Raw genomic sequence first — 21,670 nt, 5'->3', positions numbered from 1 at the left:
TCAACTAGTTGACCACTAGTTGACCACTGGAGCGAGGAAGTCCAGCACGTTGGTCTGCAGGAAGATGAGGATGCAGACCGCGAGCAGGAAGCCGAAGGACCAGCCGACGACCTTCTTGAAGATCTCCGACTCCTTTCCTTCCATGTCCACTGCGGTGGCGGCGATCGCCAGGGACTGCGGGGAGATCATCTTGCCCACGACACCACCGGTGGTGTTCGCGGCCAGCATGAGGTCCGGGTTGAGCCCCAGCTTGTCTGCTGCGGTGACCTGCAGCTTGGCAAACAGTGCGTTGGCAGAGGTGTCCGAGCCGGTGACGGCCACGCCGACCCAGCCGAGCATTGGTGCGAAGAACGCGAACGCCGGGCCGAGGTTGGCAAAGAAGGAACCAATAGACACGGTCTGGCTGGAGTAGTTCATCACGAATGCCAGCGCCAGCACCGTCGCGATGGTCACAGCGGACCACCGCATGCGGTACGCCGTATCGACGAACTCCTTGCCCACTTCGCCCCAGGTGAGTTTGTAGCGACCGTTTTCGTTGAAGATCATGTACGCGATCGCGACGATGATGCCGGAGATCACAAGCAGGGTGCCCGGGTTGTTGAGCAGCTGCAGTTTGTACTCCGTGCGCTCCATTTCATCGCCGTTCGTGGAGAACATGTGGCCGGTGATGTACGGCCACGGAATCTTAATGTCGGTGGACTTGAGGAACTCCGGAACGGTTGTGCCAAGGTTGGCAATACCGAAGATGATCACAACGACGAGGTAGGGGAACAGAGCCCACCAGACGCGGGAGCCGGTCAGCTCGTCGCCGCCGTCGATAGCGTGCGGTTCTTCGATGCCGAGGCGATCGCGCAGCTCTGGAACACCAACCGGCTTCCAGAAGCGCAGCAGGACAAACGCCGCGCCCAGGGCCACGATGCAGGCGACCACGTCGGTGAGCTGGTACGCGAAGAAGTTCGAGGTTGCCCACTGAGCGATACCGAAGCTAAGACCAATCGTGAACGCAGCGGGGACGGTTTCGCGGACGCCGCGCCAGCCGTCGACAAGAAAAGCGATGATGAAGGGGACGAAGAACGCCAGGAACGGGGTCTGGTGACCGACGATCGCGGCGATGTTGGCGGTCTGCTCAGCGGTACGGCCGCCGACGTCACCCGCGGTGGTGATCGGAATAGCCACGGCGCCGAACGCGACGGGCGCGGTATTTGCAATCAGCACGATCGACGCGGCGCGGATCGGTGGGATTCCTAGCGCCAGAATCATCGTCGCGGTAATCGCGACCGGCGCACCGAAGCCAGCGAGAGCTTCCAAAAGACCACCGAAGCAGAACGCGATGAGCATCGACTGGATGCGCACGTCGCCGCCGCCCATTTTGTCGAAGACTAATCGCAGATCCTCAAAACGGCCCGATGCCACCGTGATTTGGTAGAACCAGATGGCCGTGAGAATGACAAAGACGATGGGAAGAAGGCCGTAGACACCACCGCGGAACGCCGCGGAAATTGCCATAACGGCGGGCATCTTGAATCCGAAGATGCCGATGAGTAGCGCCACGAGCAGCGCAACAGCGCCCGACGTGTGAGCGCGGGCTTTAACTCCAAGCAACATTACGAAAAATGTCACCAACGGCAGAGTGGACAAAAGCGCCGACAACGCTAGGCTGCCCGCGACCGCGTCCGGTTGAATTTGATAGGTCATGCGCAGCTCCTTGGTAATCAGCGCGAAATGTGGGTGAAAACACGCGGAGGGTGGAGCGAATACAAGCCTGCTTTGGATGAGCAACTTGTATATCTGTTTTCCGCTGCGAAAATTATCGCATTATGAGCGGGCGCGCGGGGCCAAAACTGGGCAATAAATTTGCGGATTTTTATGGAAGCGGATGTTCCTGCACGCCCGGGGGATTCTCCCAATGCGGCAGCTGTTAGATGCCCGACTAGACTCGTGCTCCATGACCCCAGCTGAGCTAGCTTCCACTGTGCGCGCGGCCACCACGACAGTGCTGCGTGATCATGATTTGCCCACCGACGTTGTCCCCGAGGCGGTCACCGTTGAACGCCCACGCAACCCAGAGCACGGCGATTACGCCACGAACATCGCGCTCCAAGTTGCCAAGAAAGCGGGCACAAACCCGCGAGAGCTGGCGGGATGGCTGGTAGAAGCGCTGGAGGCGCGTCCCGAGATCGATAGCGTTGAGGTCGCTGGTCCCGGATTTATCAACATTCGTTTGTCCTCCGCCGCGACGGGCGCGATCGTCGAAGACATCATGGCCAAGGGTGAGAACTTCGGAGCATTATCGCTTCTCGACGGCGAGGTCATCAACCTAGAATTCGTTTCCGCGAACCCGACGGGCCCCATCCACCTGGGCGGAACCCGCTGGGCGGCGGTGGGTGATTCCCTTGGCCGCGTCCTTGAGTTTGCTGGCGCTACGGTCACCCGCGAGTACTACTTCAACGATCACGGTGGGCAGATCGATCGCTTCGCCCGTTCCCTAGTCGCGGCCGCGAAAAACGAGCCGACCCCGGAGGACGGGTACGGCGGTGATTACATCCGCGATATCGCCGGTGACATCGTTGCGCAAAACCCCTCGGCCTTGGACGGGAGCGATGCCGAGGTGCAAGAAACCTTCAGGCGCGAGGGAGTAGAGAAGATGTTTGCACACATCAAAGACTCCCTCCACGAGTTCGGCGTGGATTTTGACGTGTATTTCCATGAGAACTCACTGTTTGAGACGGGCGCCGTGGATAAGGCGATCGAGGAGCTCAAAGCCAACGGCAACCTGTACGAGTCCGAGGGAGCGTGGTGGCTGCGCTCCACCGACTTCGGTGATGACAAAGACCGCGTGGTAATCAAATCTGACGGTGACGCCGCGTACATCGCCGGTGACATCGCGTATGTCGCGGACAAATTCGATCGTGGTCACTCGCTGGCGATTTACATGCTCGGCGCCGATCACCACGGCTACATCGCGCGTTTGCGTGCGGCGGCGGCAGCCCTTGGGTACGAACCGGCGCGCGTGGAAGTCCTCATTGGCCAGATGGTGAACCTGGTGCGTGACGGCGAGACCGTGAAGATGTCCAAGCGCGCCGGAACAGTGATCACGTTGGATGACCTCGTTGACGCGATCGGCCGTGACGCAGCGCGCTACGCGATGGTGCGCTCATCGGTGGACTCCACGCTGGACATCGACCTAGACCTGTGGGAGAAGCAATCTTCCGACAACCCCGTCTACTACGTCCAGTACGGCCACACGCGCCTGTGCTCGATTGAGCGTCGCGCTGCCGAGATGAATGTCATGGGGGCATCCCCAACGGCCGACCTGTCGCTGCTCACGCACGAAAAGGAGGGGGATCTCATCCGTACGCTGGGCGAATTCCCGGCCGTCGTTAAGGCAGCAGCTGAGCTTCGGGAGCCGCACCGCATTGCGCGCTACGCCGAAGAACTGGCGAGCGTCTTCCACAAGTTCTATGACTCCTGCCAGATTCTGCCCAAGGCTGGTCAAGACCCAGAGCCGATCCACGCTGCGCGCCTCGCGTTGTCGCAGGCGTCGCGACAGGTCCTGGCTAACGCGCTGCGCCTGCTGGGCATCTCTGCGCCGGAGAGGATGTAGCGCGCATGCTTGATCCGGTTTTAAACACAGCGAACCTGTCCCGCGACGATCGCGTACGCGAATCCCGCACGCGCGATGAAACGGATGCTTTCAATGATGTGCCGGCGCACGTTTGGCCGCGTAACGCGAAGCGCGAGGACGACGGCAACATCTCCATAGCGGGCGTGAACCTGGCCGACATCGCCGCCGAGTACGGCACGCCCGTCATGGTGGTGGATGAGGAAGACTTCCGTTCCCGGTGCCGTGACATGGCCCGCGCGTACGGCGCAGCCGCGAACGTTCACTACGCATCCAAGGCGTTTCTTACCACCCACATTGCGCGCTGGGTCAATGAAGAAGGCCTGTCCTTGGATGTGGCCAGTGAGAACGAGCTGCTGATCGCGCTCGCCGCCGATTTCCCGGCCGAGCGCATCACCGCACACGGCAACAACAAGTCCGAGTCCTTCCTGCGGCGCTGCGTGACCAGCGGCGTTGGGCACCTGGTGATTGATTCCCACCTTGAGCTGGAAACCCTCGAGCGCGTCGCTGGGGAAGAGGGCGCAGTCCAAGACGTGTTCATCCGCGTCAAGCCGGGCGTGGAGGCGCATACGCACGAGTTCATCGCCACCAGCCACGAGGACCAGAAGTTCGGCCTCTCGCTGGCCAGCGGGTCTGCCTTCCGCGCGGCGGAGACGGCCCGCAATGCCTCTAACGTGCGTCTGAGCGGCCTGCATTGCCACGTCGGTTCGCAGGTTTTTGACGCGGAGGGCTTCAAGCTGGCCGCCGCGCGCGTGCTGGGCCTGTACGCGCGGATCTACAACGAGCTCGGCTTGGAGCTCGGCTACCTTGACCTAGGCGGTGGTTACGGTATCGCCTACACCGATGAGGAACAGCCCCTTGACGTTGACGCTGTGGCTAAAGACCTGCTGCGGGCGGTTGCGGACAAGGCTGAAGAGCTTGGCATTGCGCCGCCGGAGGTCATCGTGGAACCCGGTCGCGCCATCGCCGGCCCCGCCGCGGTCACCGTGTACTCGGTGGGCACCGTCAAGAACGTCCACGTTACGGACGAGGCCACGCGGCGCTACATCGCCGTCGATGGCGGCATGAGCGACAACATCCGCACCGCTTTGTACGGCGCCGACTACGACGCCCGCGTGATCAACCGCCGCGTGGAAGGCACCCCTCACGCCACGCGCCTAGTGGGGTCCCACTGTGAATCCGGGGACATTTTGATTAACAACGCTTTGTGGCCCGATGACATCAACAGCGATGACTTCATCGCTCTGGCCGCAACGGGGGCGTACTGCTACTCAATGTCATCGAACTACAACTGCTTCGGCCGCCCCGCCGTGGTGAGCGTCAAAGACAACACTGTCACTCCGATGGTGCGCCGAGAGACGGTAGAGGATTTGCTCGCGCGCGAGGTTTTGTAGACTTTTACACCATGACTGCAGTGAGCACGGAAAGCCTCCAAGGCGCGGAGGGTCGGAACGGAAACTACCCAGGCAAAGGCATTGGTGCGCCAGTGGGCGTCGCCGTGTTGGGAATGGGAACAGTGGGCACCGAGGTTCTGCGCCTCATCCACGAGTTTTCCTCCAGCTTGGAAAATCGCATCGGCGGCCCGATTGAGGTTCGCGGCGTTGCGGTATCCGACCTGACCAAGAAGCGTGACGTCCTGGACAACTTCCCGGGCATCACTCTTACGGACAACGCTCACGAGCTGGTCGAACGCGAGGACGTCGATGTCGTCGTGGAGGTCATCGGCGGCATTGACTACCCGCGTGAGCTGGTCCTGTCCGCACTCAAGCACGGCAAGTCCGTCGTCACCGCCAACAAGGCGCTCATCGCCGCGCATGCCGACGAGATTTCGGACGCTGCCAACGCGGCCGGTGTTGACCTGTACTACGAGGCAGCGGTCGCCGCTGCAATCCCGGTCGTCGGCATGCTGCGTCGCTCTCTCGCGGGCGACCAGGTGCAGCGCATCTCCGGCATCGTCAACGGCACGACCAACTTCATCCTCGACGCGATGGCCTCCACCGGCGCGAGCTACGAAGAAGCGCTCGCCGAAGCCACCCGCCTGGGATACGCCGAGGCCGACCCCACCGCCGATGTGGAGGGCCACGACGCCGCATCCAAGGCCGCAATTTTGGCGTCCATGGGCTTCCACACCCGCGTGACCTACAACGACGTTCACGCCGAGGGCATCACCAACATCACCGCCGACGACATTGAGGCCGCCCGCTTGGCTGGCTACACCATCAAGCTGCTCGCCATTTGCGAAAGGCTTGTCGACGACGAGGGTGCGACCACCGTGTCCGCCCGCGTGCACCCCACTTTGGTGCCGAATGAGCACCCGCTGGCGACCGTCGATAAGTCCTACAATGCTGTGTTCGTGGAAGCGGAAGCTGCTGGCCGCCTGATGTTCTACGGCAATGGTGCCGGCGGCGCCCCCACGGCGTCCGCGGTGCTCGGTGACATCGTTGGTGCTGCGCGCAACAAGATCCACGGCGGCCGCGCCCCGGCTGAGAACCCGTACGCGCACTACCCGGTCGCCGATTTCGGCGACGTGCCCACGCGCTACCACATCGACATGGCCGTGGTGGACCGCGTCGGCGTCCTCGCCGAGATCTCCCGCCGCTTCGCTGACCAGGGCATCTCCATCTCCGCCGTCCGCCAAGAAGAGCACGGCGACGACTCGCGCCTCATCGTGGTCACCCACGCCTCCCTCGAGCGCAAGCTCGCCGCAATCGTCGAAGAGCTCAAAACGCTTGACGACGTCCGGGCGATCAACTCCGTCATCCGCCTCGACGGCTAAGACGCGCAAGGAGAAGCACCATGACCGTTGATTTGGAAGTAGGCAAACGCGCCCGCGTCACCGTTCCGGGTAGCTCCGCGAACTTAGGCCCCGGTTTTGACACCCTCGGTTTGGCCTTGGGCATTTACGACGTGGTTGAGGTGGAAGTCACCCCAAGCGGGCTTGAGGTGGAAATTTTCGGCGAAGGGTCCGAAGACCTGCCGCGCGACGCATCGCACCTCGTTGTGAAAGCGATCCGCACCGCACTTAAAGCCGCTGGCGCACGCGCGCCGGGATTGAAGGTCAGGTGCACGAACGACATCCCGCAATCCCGCGGCCTTGGCTCTTCCGCGTCCGCCGCGGTCGCCGGCGTGGTTGCGGCGAACACGCTGGCCGGCAACCCACTGTCCGCCGAAGATATCGTGCAGATCTCTTCGTCTTTTGAAGGCCACCCGGACAACGCCGCGGCGTCGGTGCTCGGTGGGGCAGTGGTGTCGTGGACGGAGATTCCCGTCGACGGCGTTTCCCAACCGGAATACCGCGCGGTGACCATCCCCGTGCACTCGTCGATCCGCGCCACCGCAATAATTCCGGATTTCCACGCGTCGACCGAGGCTGTTCGCCGCGTCCTGCCGGAGCAGGTCACGCACCTAGATGCACGTTTCAACGTGTCCCGCGTCGCCGTGATGACAGCCGCGTTGCAGAACCACCCGGAAATCCTCTGGGAGGGCACCAGGGACCGCCTCCACCAGCCCTACCGCGCTGACGTTTTGCCCGTCACCGCCGAGTGGGTCAACCGCCTCCGCAACCGTGGGTACGCGGCCTACCTGTCCGGCGCTGGGCCCACCATCATGGTTCTGCACACGGAGCCCGTTGATCCAAAAATCCTCGACGACGCACGGGAAGCTGGCCTGCGCGTCCTTGAACTAGATATTGCCGGTCCGGTCAGCGCGGAGCTGGTCTGATGGTGAACCAACCCACGCCACCGTCGGCGCAGCAGACCCCGAGCCAGCCCCCGCACCCACCAGCCCGGCCGCAGCGCACCGCCGCAAAAGTGCGTTACATCGCCCCTGACGTAGCGCGCGGCGCGGCCCTATTGGGTATCTCGCTGGCGAATCTGCCCACAGCGTGGCTGACCATTGACGCGGAGCATTCCACGCACTTCGGCGGGTTCAATGGCTCGCCAACTGTGCTTGAGCAGATCCTGATCATGTTCCAGGCGATGTTTGTTCACGTTCGTGGCCTGCCGATGTTCTCCACCCTGTTAGGCGTCGGCGTGGGCATGATCCTCGCGAGCTTGTACCGACGCGGTTATACGGAGGCCGGGGCACGCCGCGTGATTGCCAGGCGGTATGCCTTCTTGGCGCTCTTTGGCTTCCTCCACATGGTCTTTTTGTTCTACGGCGACATCATGACCACCTATGGCCTCTGCGCGCTCTTGCTGTCACTGATGATCGGATTGAGCGACAAACTGCTCAAGATCTTTGCGTGGGCACTGCTGGGTCTATGGACGCTGTTCACCACCGTCACGGCCGTAGCAGCAACATTCTTGGGGCCTGAAGCGTTTGAGGACGAAGCGCTCTTCGTGGGCGGGCCTCACAATTATCTTGAAGTGCTCAGCATGGGTGCTATGGGCCTGGTCATGCAGCCGTTCACCGTGGGCAATTTGTTGCCGCTAGTGATCTTCGGATTCATCTGGGGCCGCAAGGATGTCTTTGCCAACATCGACGCGAACAAAAAGATGCTGCAAGGATGGGCGGCGCTCACGATCGCCGTCATCGTGTTCATCGGCGTGCCGTGGGGCTTGAGCGCCATCGGGGTTCTGCCGTACGAGTACGAGGTTCTCTTCCAAGGCCTCAACTCCGGCTTCGGCTTGTGGACGGGCCCCGGCACCGTCGCCATCATCGCGCTTGCTCTCCAGCCGATTCAAAAGAAGCTTAACGACGAAACCCTCGCCGGCCGCCCCGCCCGAATCCCGTTGTGGCTTGCACCCTTCAACGCCTTGGGCAAACGCTCCATGAGTGGCTACCTGGGCCAGTCGATCATCTACTTCATTCTGGTCATGCCGTTCACTTTGAACCTGTTCAATGGTGCATCGATCCCCGTGCAAACGCTGCTGGCCTTCGCGGTGTGGCTGGTGACGCTACTGGGCGCATGGGCGCTTGAAATCGCCGGCAAACCCGGTCCGTTTGAGAAGCTCCACCGCCGCCTGTCCTACGGCAAGGACGGTCTACCAGAGCGCTACACGCTCACGCCCTACGAGATCGCCAAGATGCAAGCAGCGCAGGCCGCGATGCTTCCTGCGCAGAGTCAGTCGAAGCCAGCGCAGATTGGTGAGCCGCCTGCGCAGGCTCAGTCGAAGCCTGCGCAGGCTCAAGAGAAGCCTGCGCAGGGGAACTAGTCTTCGCCTGGGCCTGGGAGCTCGATGACGGAGAGCTCGTTTTGCGCGAGGTGCTCGCGCAGGTCGATCTTGTCAAACTTGCCCACCGATGTCTTATCAATACTGCCCACGAAGGCCCAGTACTCAGGCGCCATCCACGAGGGCAGTTCCCGAGAGAGGTTCTTGCGCAACGTGCGGGCGAGTTCTACCGACGGAGTGACATCCTCGTGGAGCACAGTCACGGCCAAGGGGCGCTCGCCCCACTTTTTGTCGGGGTACCCGATCACGGCGCATTCAACGACTTCAGGTTCGGCCATGATGAGGTTCTCCAGCTGCGCTGAATAAATCCATTCACCGCCAGAACGGATGACATCACGGGCGCGGTCATACAAAGTCATAAAGCCTTCCGACGTCACGGATGCCACGTCACCCGTGCGCAGCCAGCCGTCGTCCGTGAAGCTTTCTGCGTAATCCGGCACGTCTTCGCCGCGGAAGGACTGCACCCCTTCGTCGGCAAGCGGGGGCTGATAGTAAGACCCAGTGACCGTGTTGCCGCGGACCTGAATTTCACCATCGTTGCGGTCGGTGTTGGAAACAACCTTGCCCTCATTGACCACGCGGTACTGAAGATTCGGTGCGAAGCGACCTTGGCTGATGCGGTGCTCCCAGCGGTTCTTGCCGGACGCTCCCGACGGCGGACGCGCAACCGTTCCCACGGTGGACGTTTCCGTCATGCCCCAGACGTGAACGATGTCCACACCGTAGCGCTCCTCCCACACCTTGATTAGCGCCGGGGGAGCGGGCGAACCGCCAACGTAAATTTCCACCAAGGACATACGTTCCGGCGGGAAGTTCAAGTAATGGACCATCAGCTGGATCCACACGCTGGGCACGCCGTGCGCCACCCGTGGGTGGGTTTCCGCGATGATCTTGGCCAAAGTCGGTGCCGACACATCGGAATCAGGCAGGACCATCGGCGTGCCGGTGAGAAACGCCGCGAAGGGAACTCCCCAGCTCAAGACGTGGTAAATCGGGATTCCGCAGAGGAACGTTTCGCCGTGCGTGATCGCCAAGGAATCCGTGGCGCGCAGTTGCATTGCTTCCAACCAAATAGAACGATGCGAATAGGCAACACCCTTCGGTGCACCGGTCGTGGCAGTCGAATAACACAACGCAGCGGCTGTGTTTTCGGGAAGTTCCGGCCAATCGTAGAGCGTGGACTGGCCGTCGAGAAGCGACTCGTAGCTGAAAACCTCAACCTCTAGCGGGACGTCGGTCTCCGCAAGGCCGATGAATGCGAGCGCGCGCACTTTCGGGCATGAGGGAAGAATACGCGCGAGAGTTTTTGCCAACCGCGGGTCCGCAACGATCACCTCCATGCCGGAGTGGTTGATGATGTAGGCGATCTGGTCATCCATGAGAGCCATGTTGAGCGGCACAAACACCGCACCCTTGCCGGAAACCGCGAAAAGAACCTCAAGGTGCTCCGCGCAGTTAAACATCATCGTTCCCACGCGCTGGTCCGCGGTGACCCCCAAACGAGATTCCAAGGCATGCGCAAACGCTGCCGCGCGGGCGCCGATTTCATAAAACGTCGCCTCTTCCGCCTCACCCTTGCGCCACGTAGTGACCTTTGTTGCACCGTGCGCACCTGTGCCGTAGCGGATGATCTGACCGATAGAAAACGGCACTTCCTGCATGGTAGAACGCATGAATTCAACAATAGTCTGAGTAGTAACCCGCTACGTTGAGCGCGTGACGGCTGCGTTTGTGCGGGTTTGTGCGGGTTTGTGCGGGTTTGAGCAAGTTTGTGCAGGCGCATTACCGCAATCGGCACCAGTGTGGGTTACAATGGCCCACTAGGATCGCGCAGGAGCGTTGTAGCCGCAGCAGATGTGGCTCGCTTACACAGGGGTGCGAGACCTAATTTCTAGGGCCACCACCTTCAACTCCACGATTCCTCCACGTGCATGATCGGCACTTTTACTGTGCCCGCGTTGCTAACCGTGAACCGCTTTGATCGCATGCACTTGCCGTGAAAAGGCTAGAAATACGAAAGGACATCCGTGACCACAACGGGTACTACGGCGAGCGACCTCGCCGCGCTCAAACTTCCTGAGCTGCGCAAAATGGCGGCCGACCAAGGGCTGAAGGGGATTTCCACGCTGCGCAAAGGCGAGCTGATCACCGCCATCACCACCGGCTCCGTTCCGAAGAAGGCGCGCAAAGCCGCTGAAGCAGCCGCCGAGGGGGCAGAAAACACCGCAACCGCCGCAGCAGCAGAATCTGCAACTCCTGAGGCTTCAGAGTCCGGGGATCAGGCACAGCGCTCCACCGCCCGCCGCACGCGCCGTCACCGCTCCCGCAGCTCCGAGGACATGCAGGAGAACACCTCGAACGACCACGGTGACAACGGCGAGCAGGATCGCGGCGGCGACAAGAACGACCGCGGCGGGCAAGACCGCCGCGAGGAGAAGAACAATCGCGGCGAGCAGGACCGCCGCGAAGAGAAGCACGACCGTCGCGACGACAAGAACGACCGCGACGGGCAGGACCGCCGCGAGGACAAGAACGACCGCAGTGATAGCGGTGAGCGTGACGGCGAGGACCGCGACGAGCAGCGGGGGAACCGGAACAACCGTCGTGACGGTGGAAACAACCGGGACAATAACCGGGACAACAACCGGGACGGTGAAGGCGGGGGTCGCCGTGGGCGTCGTAACCGTAGGAACCGTCGAAACCGGGACAACAACCGGGGCGATAACGGCAACGGCAATGGCAATGGCGGTGGCAATGGCAACAACCGCGGTGACAACCAGAACCAGAACTTCGACCCGGAGGAGCTGGCGGAGGTCGCGGGCATCGTCGACATTGTGGATAACAACGCCGCGTTCGTGCGTACGACGGGCTACCGTTCCAACTCCGCGGACGTGTTCATTAACAACCAGCTGGTGCGCCGCTGCGGGCTGCGCTCCGGTGATGCGGTGATCGGCCAGGTGCGTGAAAACGGCCAGGGCCACACGCACGGTTCGGGCCGCAACCGCCACCGCTACAACCAGCTGGTGCGCGTGGATTCCGTGAACGGGATGGACGTGGAGGCTGCCAAGCAGCGCCCTGAGTTCCACAAGCTCACGCCGCTGTACCCGAACCAGCGTCTGCGCCTGGAGACGGAGCCGAACATTTTGACCACGCGCGTGATCGACTTGGTCATGCCGATTGGTAAGGGCCAGCGCGCGCTGATCGTGTCCCCGCCGAAGGCTGGTAAGACCACGATTTTGCAGAACATCGCCAACGCGATCGCGCACAATAACCCGGAGTGCTACCTGATGGTCGTGCTTGTCGACGAACGCCCCGAGGAAGTCACGGACATGCAGCGCAGCGTCGCCGGAGAGGTCATTGCCTCAACCTTTGACCGCCCGCCGAGCGAGCACACCGCTGTGGCGGAGCTGGCGATTGAGCGCGCGAAGCGCCTGGTGGAGATGGGCCAAGACGTCGTGGTCCTGCTCGACTCGATTACCCGCCTGGGGCGTGCGTACAACAACTCCTCGCCGGCGTCGGGACGAATCCTGTCCGGTGGTGTGGACTCCAACGCGCTCTACCCGCCGAAGCGTTTCCTGGGCGCCGCCCGCAACATCGAGGACGGCGGGTCGCTCACCATCATCGCCACCGCAATGGTGGAAACTGGCTCGGCCGGTGACACGGTGATCTTCGAGGAATTCAAGGGCACCGGTAACGCGGAACTCAAGCTGGACCGCAAGATCGCGGAACGCCGCGTCTTCCCGGCGGTGGACGTCAACCCGTCCGGCACACGCAAGGACGAGCTGCTCCTCGCCCCGGAGGAAGCCCGCGTTATGCACAAGCTGCGCCGCATCCTGTCCGCGCTTGACCCGCAGCAGGCGATTGACCTGCTGATCAAGCAGCTGAAGAAGACCAAGTCCAACGGTGAGTTCTTGGTCGGTGTGGTCAACTCGGCGCCGATGGCCGCGGACGTTGAGCCGGAGGAGTTCGAGTAAATGGCATCAACCGTTTCGATCGTCGATGACTACGTAGCGGAATACGAAGGCATCCAGGCGCAAATGGGTGACCCGGAGGTGGTCGGGGACCAGGACCTGTTCCGCAAGCTGTCCAAGCGCTACGCGGAACTCCAGCCGATCATCACGGCCAACAATGAGCTGGTGCAGGCCCGTGAAGACCACGAAGCGGCGAAAGAAATGGCCGCCGAGGACAAGGAATTCGCCGAAGAGGCCACGCGCCTTGAGGGTGAGATCGTGCGGCTTGAAGAGGTCCTTGCTGACTTGCTCGCGCCGCGCGATGAGCACGACGGCGACGACGTCATCATGGAGATCAAGGCCGGCGCCGGCGGCGAAGAGGCCGCGCTGTTCGCGGGCGACCTCGCGCGCATGTACCAGAAGTACTGCGACAAGAACGGTCTGAGCTGGGAAGTTCTGGACGTCGCTGAGTCTGACCTTGGCGGTATCAAGGACACTACGGTTGCCATCAAGTCAAAAACCCCGTCGCGTGACGGCGCGTGGAGCATGCTTAAGTTCGAGGGCGGCGTTCACCGCGTCCAGCGCATCCCGGTGACTGAGTCCCAGGGGCGTATTCAGACCTCCGCCGCGGGTGTGCTGGTCTACCCGGAGCCGGAGGAGATTGGTTCCGTGGACATCGATGAGAAAGACATTCGCGTTGACGTCTACCGTTCTTCGGGTAAGGGCGGCCAGGGCGTGAACACCACGGACTCCGCGGTGCGCCTTACTCACTTGCCCACGGGAATCGTCGTGACCTGCCAAAAGGAGCGTTCCCAGATCCAGAACAAGGCGCGCGCCATGCAGGTTCTTCAGGCCCGCCTTGACCAGATGGAGCGCGATCGCGCGGAGGAAGAGGCCGCCGAAGGCCGCGCGTCCCAGGTCCGCACGATGGACCGCTCCGAGCGCATCCGCACCTACAACTGGCCGGAGAACCGCATTTCTGACCACCGCATTAATTACAAGGCCAACAACTTGGACTCTGTTCTTGACGGCGGCATGGAGGACCTGATCACGGCTCTTCAAACCCACGAACGCCAGGAACGCCTTGAGGCAGAATCCTAATTTTTTGCGGATGCTTATCGACGACGCGGCGCGCACATTGCGCGCCGCGGGCGTCGCGTCGCCTGACGTGGATGCGAAAATCCTGGCGGCCCATCTTCTAGGCGTTTCTCCTCTGCAGCTCACGTTCGTCAGTGAGGCGCCGGAGGATTTTCAGGAAAGCTACGGTGGGCTCGTCGATAAGCGAGCTGCGCGCGTACCGCTGCAGCATGTGATTGGCGTGGCGCCGTTTGGTCCGCTGGAACTCGAGGTCGGGCCGGGGGTGTTCATTCCGCGCCCGGAGACCGAAGTCTTGGCGGACTGGGCTGTGCGTGCGTTGACGGGTGCCGCCGCGGAGGCGCCCGTGGTCGTGGATCTGGGCACGGGTTCGGGCGCGTTGGCGTTGTACGTGTTGCACCACGTGCCGAACGCGCGCGTGGTGGCGGTGGAGCGATCGCGAGACGCAATTGCCTACGCGAAGCGCAATGGTCAACGTTTAGGCCTTGATATTGAGGTAGTGGAGGGCGATATCACCGACCCTGCGCTTCTGCCGGAACTTGCGGGGCGTGTTGATCTCGTGGTGTCCAACCCGCCGTACGTCCCAGACACCGATGACTTGGACCCAGAGGTCTACGCGGATCCGCGCGAGGCTGTGTTCTCCGGTGCGGATGGAATGGAGGCGATTCGCGGACTCGTCCCGGTAGCCGCGCAGTTGTTGGCGCCCGGTGGAAAGCTGGGCATTGAGCATGATGATACGACCAGCGACGACGTGCTGGCCGTCGTCGAAGGTATGCCGACGCTGAGTGGTGCGACCGTGCTCCACGACATGACCGGGCGGGCCCGGTTTGTGACGGCGAGTAAGCTAACGGCCTAAAGCAACTTTTAAGAAAGGGCACACCCATGCCGAGCAGAATCTACGATTGCCTCGATCCCACCGCGCGGGTGGAAGGAATCCAGGCAGCGGCGGAATCCGTCCGTGCTGGTCAGTGCGTTGTGCTGCCCACGGACACGGTCTACGGGATCGGTGCTGATGCGTTCAACCCGGATGCCGTAGCCAAGTTGCTGGCCACCAAGCGCCGCGGCCCGGACATGCCGGTGCCCGTTCTGGTGGGGTCGTGGACCACGATCCAGGGGCTCGTACGCGAGTTCACCGACACCGCGAAGACGCTGGTGGAGGCGTTCTGGCCGGGTGGCTTGTCCATCGTGGTACCGGAGGCGCCGTCACTGCCGTGGAACCTAGGCGACACCCGGGGGACCGTGCTCCTGCGGATGCCGTTGCAACCGGTGGCGATCGAGCTACTCCAGGAAACTGGCCCGATGGCCGTGTCCTCGGCGAACATTTCCGGCGAAGCGCCGCCGGTGAGCGCTCTGGGGGCGCGCAACCAGTTCGGCGAAGCGGTGCCCGTGTACCTCGACGGCGGGACGTCTGAAGTGGGTACGCCGTCGACGATCATTGATATCTCTGGTCCGGCGCCGGTGGTGTTGCGCGAAGGCGCTGTCCCCACCGAGCGCATCGGCGAAGTTCTTGGCATCGACCCAGCAGAGCTGAGGCGCAGCTAGGACAGGGGATCAACGTGGCTGGTGCAGGTGTTCCTTTACGGGAACTCGGGCTGATCATTCTGGTGGCGGCGGTGCTGACGTATCTGTCAACAGGGCCGGTGCGCAGCATCCTCGTGCGCACGGGACAGATCGCCGAAATCCGGGAGAGGGACGTCCACACTCAACCCACCCCGTCGCTCGGCGGGCTGGCGATGTTCACGGGATTCATGAGCGCCGTTTTCTTAGCGATGCAGCTCCCCGCACTGACCCGCGGGTTCGCCCCCGTCACGCCGGAGATGACCGCGGTGGTCGCCGGCGCGTTCATCATCGTGGTCGTTGGGGCTATCGACGACATGTTTGAGCTCGACGCACTCACCAAATTCGCCGGGCAGGTTCTGGCCGCCCTGGCTATGTCATTGCTGGGGCTGTCTTTTTCCCAGTTCTATGTGCCGTTTGGCGGGGGCACGACCTTGATCTTGGACCCGGTGCAGTCCGTCATCGTCTCCACGATCTTCATCGTCGCCTTGGTTAATGCGTTCAACTTCGTCGACGGCATTGATGGACTCGCGGCTGGGCTGGGGCTCATCGCGGGCGCATCAGTGCTGATCTACGCGCTGACCGTGCTCCACGACCAGGGCGGCACGGTCTCGGCCTACCCGCCGGCGATCATCTGCGCTGCTCTCGTTGGTATGTGCGGTGGTTTCTTGCCGCACAATTTCGAGCCAGCACGAATCTTCATGGGCGACTCCGGCGCCATGCTCATCGGTCTGCTTCTCGCAGCCGTCTCCATCTCCGCGTCGGGAAAGATCAACCTGTCCTTGTACGGGGCCGCCGACGTGGTCGCACTGATGAGCCCCGTGATCGTGGTGCTGGCTGCCATTGCGCTTCCTGTCATCGACTTGGTCATGGCCGTCATCAGGCGCGTCGCAGCTGGCCAAAGCCCGTTCTCTGCGGACCGGAAACACATTCACCACCGGCTACTAGCGCTAGGCCACACCCACCGCCGCACCGTGCTGGTGCTGTACATGTGGGTCTCAGCCTTCGCGTTCGGTGCCGTGAGCTACTCCGTGTTCCCGGCCGTCGTGGCAACAGGGATCTTGGTGTCCCTGATCGTGATCGCGGCGGTCGCGACGACGATCCCCCTCATGGAGGGCAAGATCGGGCCGGTGGGTGAGGACCTGGACGATGCAGCGGAGCTCGCCGACCACGGTCGCGGCACAGGCTAGCGGCACTGGCCAGCCGCACTGGGTAGGATGAAACGCCGTGAATGCTCGGAATACTGAAAATCCCGCCGTCGATAAGCTTGCTGAGTACGACGACCCGCAGGCCCCGTTGAAGCGCGCGCTGAAGCTTGGGGCGTTGGCCTTGGCGGCGGTGACGATCGTCTCGCTGATCGGATGGTTCGCAGCACGCGGCATGCCGGGGCTATGGGGGGTAGTTCTTGGGGCTGGAATCGGCGGTGGATTCGTCCTTCTGACTGTGATTTCCGTCCTACTCACCTCTAAGACTGACCCCGCCACGACCATGACCGTGGTCCTAGGTAGCTGGCTGGTGAAAGTGGTTGTCCTGCTTGTTGTACTGCTGATTCTCCGCGGAATGACGTTCTACGACACCCTCGCTTTGGGCGTCACTCTCATCGCCGCTCTGGTGGTAGTTCTGGGCAGCGAAACGTGGGGAGTAATGACGACGCGATCCCGTTACGTCTGATACGCTTATCGCGGGTTCCACAGCATCCGCCATGCTGTTTTACAGCGGCTGCAATGCTTGTGAACATCCCCTGCACCGCGGACGCTGACGTGCGACGGAGTCAGTCGCGGAAGGCAGATTGAGACGTCCATCGCACCGCGTGCATTACGCTCGCGGCCCGAGAACGGGAGAGAACGCTTGAGCGTTACAACTTTGGCCCTAAAGGGTAGTTTCCACACACCCGAACTTGGACCAGAATTTTTCCCGGGGCAAACCTTCGGCCACATCATTGGAGAAGACTTCCTCAATGGGTGGTTCGCGCTGGACCGCATCATGATCGTCCGCCTGCTCATGGCGCTCGTTCTTGTGGTCCTTTTTGCTATCGCCTTTAGAAACCCAAAGCTGGTTCCTTCAGGTCTGCAAAACCTTGGTGAGATTGCCGTGGACTTCGTCCGCGTCCAGATCGCCGAGGACATCTTGGGCAAGAAGGAGGGTCGTCGATTCCTCCCAGTTATCGCCACGATCTTCTTCACAATCCTCTTCATGAACGTTGCGACGATCATTCCGGGGCTGAACATCTCGCCAAACTCACGCATCGGTATGCCGATCGTGCTGGCGATTGTCGGCTACATCACGATGATCTACGCAGGCGCCTCCCGCTACGGGTTTGGCAAGTACGTGAAGCACTCGGTTGTGATTCCTAACTTGCCTCCGGCGCTCCACTTACTTGTGGTGCCCATCGAGTTTTTCTCGACCTTCATTCTGCGCCCAGTGACCCTGGCTCTTCGTCTTATGGCGAACTTCCTGGCGGGCCACATCATTCTAGTCCTGCTGTACTCGGCCACGAACTTCTTCTTCTGGCAGTTGAACGCATGGACGACGGTGAGTGGTCTAACGCTGATCGCAGCGATTCTGTTCACCCTGTATGAGTTGATCATCATCTTCCTGCAGGCGTACATCTTCGCCCTTCTGGTCGCGGTGTACATCGAGCTGTCGCTGCACGCAGATTCGCACTAGCCGCCTAGCGGCTAACACCAGCGCGAACAACACTGGCCAACTGAATAACCCCACTCACTTTTCAACTCGTCCGCCTTCAACAATCTCAATCACGGCGGACACCAAGAAAGGGAACGACTTTCAATGAACGACATCATCCTCGCCCAGGCAGCAGACGCTACCAAGTACACGGGTCTTGGCACCATCGGCTACGGTATCGCCACCATCGGCCCGGGCCTGGGCATCGGCATCCTGGTCGGCAAGACCGTCGAGGGCATGGCACGCCAGCCTGAGATGGCCGGCCAGCTCCGTACCACGATGTTCCTGGGTATCGCCTTCGTCGAGGCTCTTGCCCTGATCGGCCTCGTCGCCGGCTTCCTGTTCTAAAAGAACCCACGTTAAAGAAAAACTTTCGTAAAACCTTTTTGAACAGGAGCCCACATGACGAACGTCATTTTTTACCTAGCAGAGGGAGGCGAGAAACTGCCTTTGGATGGTGAACCCCAAGGTGCAGGAGCTCCGAACATCCTTCTACCTGCGCCGTACGACATCGTCTGGTCTCTCGTTGTCTTCCTCATTGTCTTCCTGCTGTTCTGGAAGTTTGTGCTTCCGAAGTTCCAGGAAGTCCTCGCAGAGCGCGAAGACCGCATCAAGGGCGGCATCGAGCGCGCTCAGGCCGCCCAGGCTGAGGCTAAGGCTGCCCTGGAGAAGAACAACGCACAGCTCGCTGAGGCACGCGCTGAAGCTGCACAGATCCGTGAAGATGCCCGCGAAAAGGGCAAGGAAATCGAAGCGGAGCACCGTGCAAAGGCTGAAGCTGAGTCCCGCCGCATCATCGAAGCAGGCGAGAAGCAGCTCATGGCTTCCCGCGAGCAGGTCGTGGCAGAGCTGCGCAACGAGCTTGGACAGAACTCGATCAACCTGGCCGAGGAACTCCTTGGCCACGAGCTGTCGGATTCCACCCGTCGCTCGAACACGATCGACCAGTTCCTGTCGCAGCTTGACTCAGTTGCACCAGCCGGTTCGAGCGGAAAGTAGGCGAGATGAAAGCAGCTAGCCGACAAGCACAGGAAAACGTCGCAGACAAGCTCGAGCAGCTAGTTGGCGCGTCCGAGAATGCAGTCGCTGATGCGGCGCAGATTGGCACCGAACTCTTCATGGTTGTCGATCAGCTCGATTCCGAAAGGTCCCTGCGTGTCGCAGTGGCCGACACAGCGCTCGACGCTGAGCAGCGCGTGGGCATCATGAACGACGTCTTTGGCTCCAAAGTCGCCGAGCCCACCGCCCAGATCCTGCGCGAAGCAGCGCAGCAAGAGTGGTCCAACCCGCGTGAACTGCGCACCGGCCTGGTCAACCTTGGCCGCCGAGCGCTTCTGCGCGGAGCTGAGAAGCAGGGCCAGCTCGAGCAAGTGGAAAACGAGCTGTACCAGCTCTCCCGTATCATCGAACGGGAGCCCGAGCTCGGGCAGCTGCTATCGGATCGCACAGCCCCGGCCGACCAGAAGCGTTCGCTGCTTGCGAGCGTTCTCTACGGCAAAGTCACGGTTATCACCGAGGCCCTGGCCCTTCAGGTCATCGGCCGTCCGGAGAAGAACCCCGCGGACGACATCGCAGCCGTTGCACGCGACGCCGCCGCTTTGACAGGCAAGGCGGTGGCTGAAGTTGTTACCGCGGAAGAGCTTTCCGGCGAGCAGCGTGACGCTCTCGCAGCCAAGCTTGGACACATTTACGGTCGCGAGATGGCCATTCACTCCGAGGTAGACCCCAGCCTCCTCGGCGGCATGACCATTCGAGTTGGAGACGAGATCATCGACGGGTCGACGCGCGGGAAGCTTCAGCGCCTGCGTGCAGACCTGGCGAACACGACTTTCTAACTTTTTTTAAGAAGTGACCGAGAAGAACATATTGAACACAATGCTGGAAGAAACTACCGAGAGCAGGAAGAACATGGCGGAGCTGACGATCTCCTCCGATGAGATCCGTAGCGCGATAGCGAACTACACCTCGAGCTACTCCGCGGAGGCCTCCCGTGAGGAGGTCGGCGTGGTGACGTCGGCTGCAGACGGTATTGCCCAGGTTTCTGGGCTGCCGGGTTGCATGACCAACGAGCTGCTTGAGTTCCCGAACGGCGTCATCGGCGTCGCCCAGAACCTAGACACCGACTCTGTCGGTGTGGTGGTCCTGGGTAACTTTGAGACCCTCACCGAGGGTGACCAAGTCAAGAGGACAGGCGAAGTCCTGTCCGTGCCGGTTGGGGATGACTTCCTCGGCCGCGTGATCAACCCACTGGGCCAGCCGATCGACGGCCTTGGCCCGATCGAGTCAGATGAAGAGCGCGCCCTGGAGCTCCAGGCAGCAGGCGTTCTCGACCGCCAGCCGGTCGAGGAGCCGATGGCGACGGGTATCAAGGCTATTGACGCCATGACCCCGATCGGTCGCGGCCAGCGTCAGCTGATCATTGGTGACCGTAAGACCGGTAAGACCGCGGTCTGCATCGACACCATCCTGAACCAGAAGGCAGCATGGGAGTCCGGCGACGAGACCAAGCAGGTGCGATGCATCTACGTGGCAATCGGCCAGAAGGGCTCCACCATCGCTGGTGTGCGCCAGACCCTCGAGGAGAACGGCGCCCTGGAGTACACCACCATCGTGGCTGCTCCGGCATCCGACTCCGCAGGCTTCAAGTGGCTGGCACCGTTCACCGGTGCAGCGCTTGGCCAGCACTGGATGTACCAGAACAAGCACGTTCTGGTTATCTACGATGACCTGACCAAGCAGGCTGAGGCCTACCGTGCGATCTCGCTGCTGCTGCGCCGCCCGCCGGGCCGCGAGGCATACCCCGGTGACGTGTTCTACCTGCACTCCCGTCTGCTTGAGCGCGCCGCCAAGCTTAACGACGAGCTGGGCGCCGGTTCGCTCACCGCACTGCCGATCATTGAGACGAAGGCGAACGACGTCTCCGCCTTCATTCCGACCAACGTGATTTCTATTACGGACGGCCAGTGCTTCCTCCAGTCCGACCTGTTCAACCAGGGTGTCCGCCCGGCTATCGACGTTGGTATCTCCGTCTCCCGTGTTGGTGGTGCCGCACAGACCAAGGGCATGAAGAAGGTCGCGGGTAACCTGCGTCTGGACCTGGCCGCATACCGCGACCTGGAGTCCTTCGCAGCGTTCGCGTCCGATCTGGACGACGCATCGAAGAAGCAGCTTGAGCGTGGCCAGCGCCTGGTTGAGCTGCTGAAGCAGCAGGAAAACTCGCCGCAGCCGGTGGAGTTCCAGATCATCTCCATCTACCTCGCTAACGAGGGCGCATTCGACCCCGTTCCCGTCGAGGACGTTCGCCGTTACGAGGCTGAGCTGCACGAGACGATCCGCGCCGAGGCCCCCGAGGTCTACGAGCAGATCGACGGCGGCGCTGCGCTTTCCGAAGAGTCCAAGGAGACCCTCAAGGCCGTCAACGAGCGCTTTGCCCAGACGTTCCAGACCACCGACTCCGACCACACGGTCCGCGAGCCGGAGGCCAAGGCTCTCGACGAATCCCAGGTAGACAAGCACCGTCTCACCGTTTCCCGCAAGTCGGCCAAGAAGGACAACTAGTTTCACATGGCACTGTTCACGGGCAATGC

The 21,670-nt window shown here is 61.8% G+C and carries 18 protein-coding genes; 16 read left to right on the top strand and 2 right to left on the bottom strand.

Annotated elements, in window-relative coordinates:
* Positions 1 to 15: 15 nt before the first annotated feature.
* Positions 16 to 1,695, bottom strand: coding sequence for an L-lactate permease (locus CAQUA_RS06885; RefSeq protein ID WP_196823931.1), 1,680 nt, complete (start codon positions 1,693 to 1,695; stop codon positions 16 to 18).
* A 250-nt stretch (positions 1,696 to 1,945) separates the two neighbouring features.
* Here CAQUA_RS06885 and argS point away from each other — a divergent pair, with 250 nt between their 5' ends.
* The 5 genes from argS to CAQUA_RS06860 are packed head-to-tail and all read left to right on the top strand — an operon-like array spanning position 1,946 to position 8,778.
* Positions 1,946 to 3,604: an arginine--tRNA ligase gene (argS, locus tag CAQUA_RS06880; protein ID WP_196823932.1), complete on the top strand. Its 1,659-nt coding sequence runs from the start codon at positions 1,946 to 1,948 to the stop codon at positions 3,602 to 3,604.
* 5 nt (positions 3,605 to 3,609) lie between these two features.
* Positions 3,610 to 5,016 (top strand): diaminopimelate decarboxylase, encoded by a 1,407-nt coding sequence (gene lysA, locus CAQUA_RS06875; protein WP_196823933.1) that lies wholly within the window; start codon positions 3,610 to 3,612, stop codon positions 5,014 to 5,016.
* Between the two features lie 11 nt (positions 5,017 to 5,027).
* Positions 5,028 to 6,398, top strand: a complete 1,371-nt coding sequence (locus tag CAQUA_RS06870; RefSeq protein WP_196823934.1) for a homoserine dehydrogenase — start codon at positions 5,028 to 5,030, stop codon at positions 6,396 to 6,398.
* Between the two features lie 20 nt (positions 6,399 to 6,418).
* Entirely contained in the window at positions 6,419 to 7,342 is a 924-nt protein-coding gene (gene thrB / locus CAQUA_RS06865) for a homoserine kinase (RefSeq protein ID WP_196823935.1), read from the top strand.
* The gene (locus CAQUA_RS06860) at positions 7,342 to 8,778 is read left to right on the top strand and encodes a DUF418 domain-containing protein (protein WP_196823936.1); all 1,437 of its coding nucleotides are present in this window, start codon (positions 7,342 to 7,344) and stop codon (positions 8,776 to 8,778) included. The genes thrB and CAQUA_RS06860 overlap by 1 nt, the downstream gene beginning before the upstream one ends.
* On the opposite strand, the gene CAQUA_RS06855 is transcribed toward CAQUA_RS06860, so the two are convergent.
* A complete protein-coding gene (locus CAQUA_RS06855; RefSeq protein WP_196823937.1) occupies positions 8,775 to 10,469 on the bottom strand; it encodes a long-chain fatty-acid--CoA ligase in 1,695 nt (564 codons plus the stop codon). The genes CAQUA_RS06860 and CAQUA_RS06855 overlap by 4 nt on opposite strands.
* A gap of 417 nt (positions 10,470 to 10,886) precedes the next feature.
* On the opposite strand from CAQUA_RS06855, the gene rho reads away from it, so the two are divergent.
* The 11 genes from rho (at position 10,887) to atpA (ending at position 21,641) form a co-directional block, all read left to right on the top strand.
* On the top strand, positions 10,887 to 12,770 hold the full coding sequence (gene rho / locus CAQUA_RS06850; protein ID WP_231375750.1) for a transcription termination factor Rho: 1,884 nt from the start codon (positions 10,887 to 10,889) through the stop codon (positions 12,768 to 12,770).
* Positions 12,771 to 13,847, top strand: a complete 1,077-nt coding sequence (gene prfA / locus CAQUA_RS06845; RefSeq protein WP_196823939.1) for a peptide chain release factor 1 — start codon at positions 12,771 to 12,773, stop codon at positions 13,845 to 13,847. It begins immediately after the preceding gene.
* A 10-nt stretch (positions 13,848 to 13,857) separates the two neighbouring features.
* Positions 13,858 to 14,697: a peptide chain release factor N(5)-glutamine methyltransferase gene (gene prmC / locus CAQUA_RS06840; protein WP_196823940.1), complete on the top strand. Its 840-nt coding sequence runs from the start codon at positions 13,858 to 13,860 to the stop codon at positions 14,695 to 14,697.
* 26 nt (positions 14,698 to 14,723) lie between these two features.
* A complete protein-coding gene (locus tag CAQUA_RS06835) occupies positions 14,724 to 15,383 on the top strand; it encodes an L-threonylcarbamoyladenylate synthase (RefSeq protein ID WP_196823941.1) in 660 nt (219 codons plus the stop codon).
* A 14-nt stretch (positions 15,384 to 15,397) separates the two neighbouring features.
* Positions 15,398 to 16,588 carry an MraY family glycosyltransferase gene (locus CAQUA_RS06830; RefSeq protein WP_196823942.1) on the top strand — a complete coding sequence of 397 codons (1,191 nt, stop codon included), beginning with the start codon at positions 15,398 to 15,400 and terminating at the stop codon, positions 16,586 to 16,588.
* A gap of 37 nt (positions 16,589 to 16,625) precedes the next feature.
* Positions 16,626 to 17,069, top strand: a complete 444-nt coding sequence (locus CAQUA_RS06825; RefSeq protein WP_196823943.1) for a Cg1360 family ATP-synthase-associated protein — start codon at positions 16,626 to 16,628, stop codon at positions 17,067 to 17,069.
* Positions 17,070 to 17,261: 192 nt separating this feature from the next.
* Positions 17,262 to 18,065, top strand: coding sequence for a F0F1 ATP synthase subunit A (atpB, locus tag CAQUA_RS06820; RefSeq protein ID WP_196825534.1), 804 nt, complete (start codon positions 17,262 to 17,264; stop codon positions 18,063 to 18,065).
* 123 nt (positions 18,066 to 18,188) lie between these two features.
* Complete coding sequence (locus tag CAQUA_RS06815) at positions 18,189 to 18,431, top strand: ATP synthase F0 subunit C (RefSeq protein WP_196823944.1); 243 nt, start codon at positions 18,189 to 18,191, stop codon at positions 18,429 to 18,431.
* A 54-nt stretch (positions 18,432 to 18,485) separates the two neighbouring features.
* Positions 18,486 to 19,082 carry a F0F1 ATP synthase subunit B gene (locus tag CAQUA_RS06810; protein ID WP_196823945.1) on the top strand — a complete coding sequence of 199 codons (597 nt, stop codon included), beginning with the start codon at positions 18,486 to 18,488 and terminating at the stop codon, positions 19,080 to 19,082.
* A gap of 5 nt (positions 19,083 to 19,087) precedes the next feature.
* On the top strand, positions 19,088 to 19,918 hold the full coding sequence (locus CAQUA_RS06805; RefSeq protein ID WP_196823946.1) for a F0F1 ATP synthase subunit delta: 831 nt from the start codon (positions 19,088 to 19,090) through the stop codon (positions 19,916 to 19,918).
* A gap of 40 nt (positions 19,919 to 19,958) precedes the next feature.
* Positions 19,959 to 21,641 (top strand): F0F1 ATP synthase subunit alpha, encoded by a 1,683-nt coding sequence (gene atpA, locus CAQUA_RS06800; RefSeq protein ID WP_196823947.1) that lies wholly within the window; start codon positions 19,959 to 19,961, stop codon positions 21,639 to 21,641.
* The last annotated feature ends 29 nt before the right edge of the window (positions 21,642 to 21,670 follow it).

The organism is Corynebacterium aquatimens, assembly GCF_030408395.1.
GTDB classification, from domain to species: Bacteria; Actinomycetota; Actinomycetes; order Mycobacteriales; family Mycobacteriaceae; genus Corynebacterium; species Corynebacterium aquatimens.
Note: the sequence above shows the minus strand (reverse complement) of the source record. Positions and strands in the feature narration are given on the sequence as shown.

Bases quoted from the DNA above. Each gene is read 5' to 3' on its own strand.
- CAQUA_RS06835 (WP_196823941.1), top strand. From the start codon at position 14,724: ATGCCGAGCAGAATCTACGATTGCCTCGATCCCACCGCGCGGGTGGAA.
- prfA (WP_196823939.1), top strand. From the start codon at position 12,771: ATGGCATCAACCGTTTCGATCGTCGATGACTACGTAGCGGAATACGAA.
- lysA (WP_196823933.1), top strand. From the start codon at position 3,610: ATGCTTGATCCGGTTTTAAACACAGCGAACCTGTCCCGCGACGATCGC.
- rho (WP_231375750.1), top strand. From the start codon at position 10,887: ATGGCGGCCGACCAAGGGCTGAAGGGGATTTCCACGCTGCGCAAAGGC.
- CAQUA_RS06810 (WP_196823945.1), top strand. From the start codon at position 18,486: ATGACGAACGTCATTTTTTACCTAGCAGAGGGAGGCGAGAAACTGCCT.
- thrB (WP_196823935.1), top strand. From the start codon at position 6,419: ATGACCGTTGATTTGGAAGTAGGCAAACGCGCCCGCGTCACCGTTCCG.
- argS (WP_196823932.1), top strand. From the start codon at position 1,946: ATGACCCCAGCTGAGCTAGCTTCCACTGTGCGCGCGGCCACCACGACA.
- CAQUA_RS06885 (WP_196823931.1), bottom strand. From the start codon at position 1,695: ATGACCTATCAAATTCAACCGGACGCGGTCGCGGGCAGCCTAGCGTTG.
- CAQUA_RS06805 (WP_196823946.1), top strand. From the start codon at position 19,088: ATGAAAGCAGCTAGCCGACAAGCACAGGAAAACGTCGCAGACAAGCTC.
- prmC (WP_196823940.1), top strand. From the start codon at position 13,858: ATGCTTATCGACGACGCGGCGCGCACATTGCGCGCCGCGGGCGTCGCG.
- CAQUA_RS06855 (WP_196823937.1), bottom strand. From the start codon at position 10,469: ATGCGTTCTACCATGCAGGAAGTGCCGTTTTCTATCGGTCAGATCATC.
- CAQUA_RS06815 (WP_196823944.1), top strand. From the start codon at position 18,189: ATGAACGACATCATCCTCGCCCAGGCAGCAGACGCTACCAAGTACACG.
- CAQUA_RS06870 (WP_196823934.1), top strand. From the start codon at position 5,028: ATGACTGCAGTGAGCACGGAAAGCCTCCAAGGCGCGGAGGGTCGGAAC.
- atpA (WP_196823947.1), top strand. From the start codon at position 19,959: ATGCTGGAAGAAACTACCGAGAGCAGGAAGAACATGGCGGAGCTGACG.
- CAQUA_RS06860 (WP_196823936.1), top strand. From the start codon at position 7,342: ATGGTGAACCAACCCACGCCACCGTCGGCGCAGCAGACCCCGAGCCAG.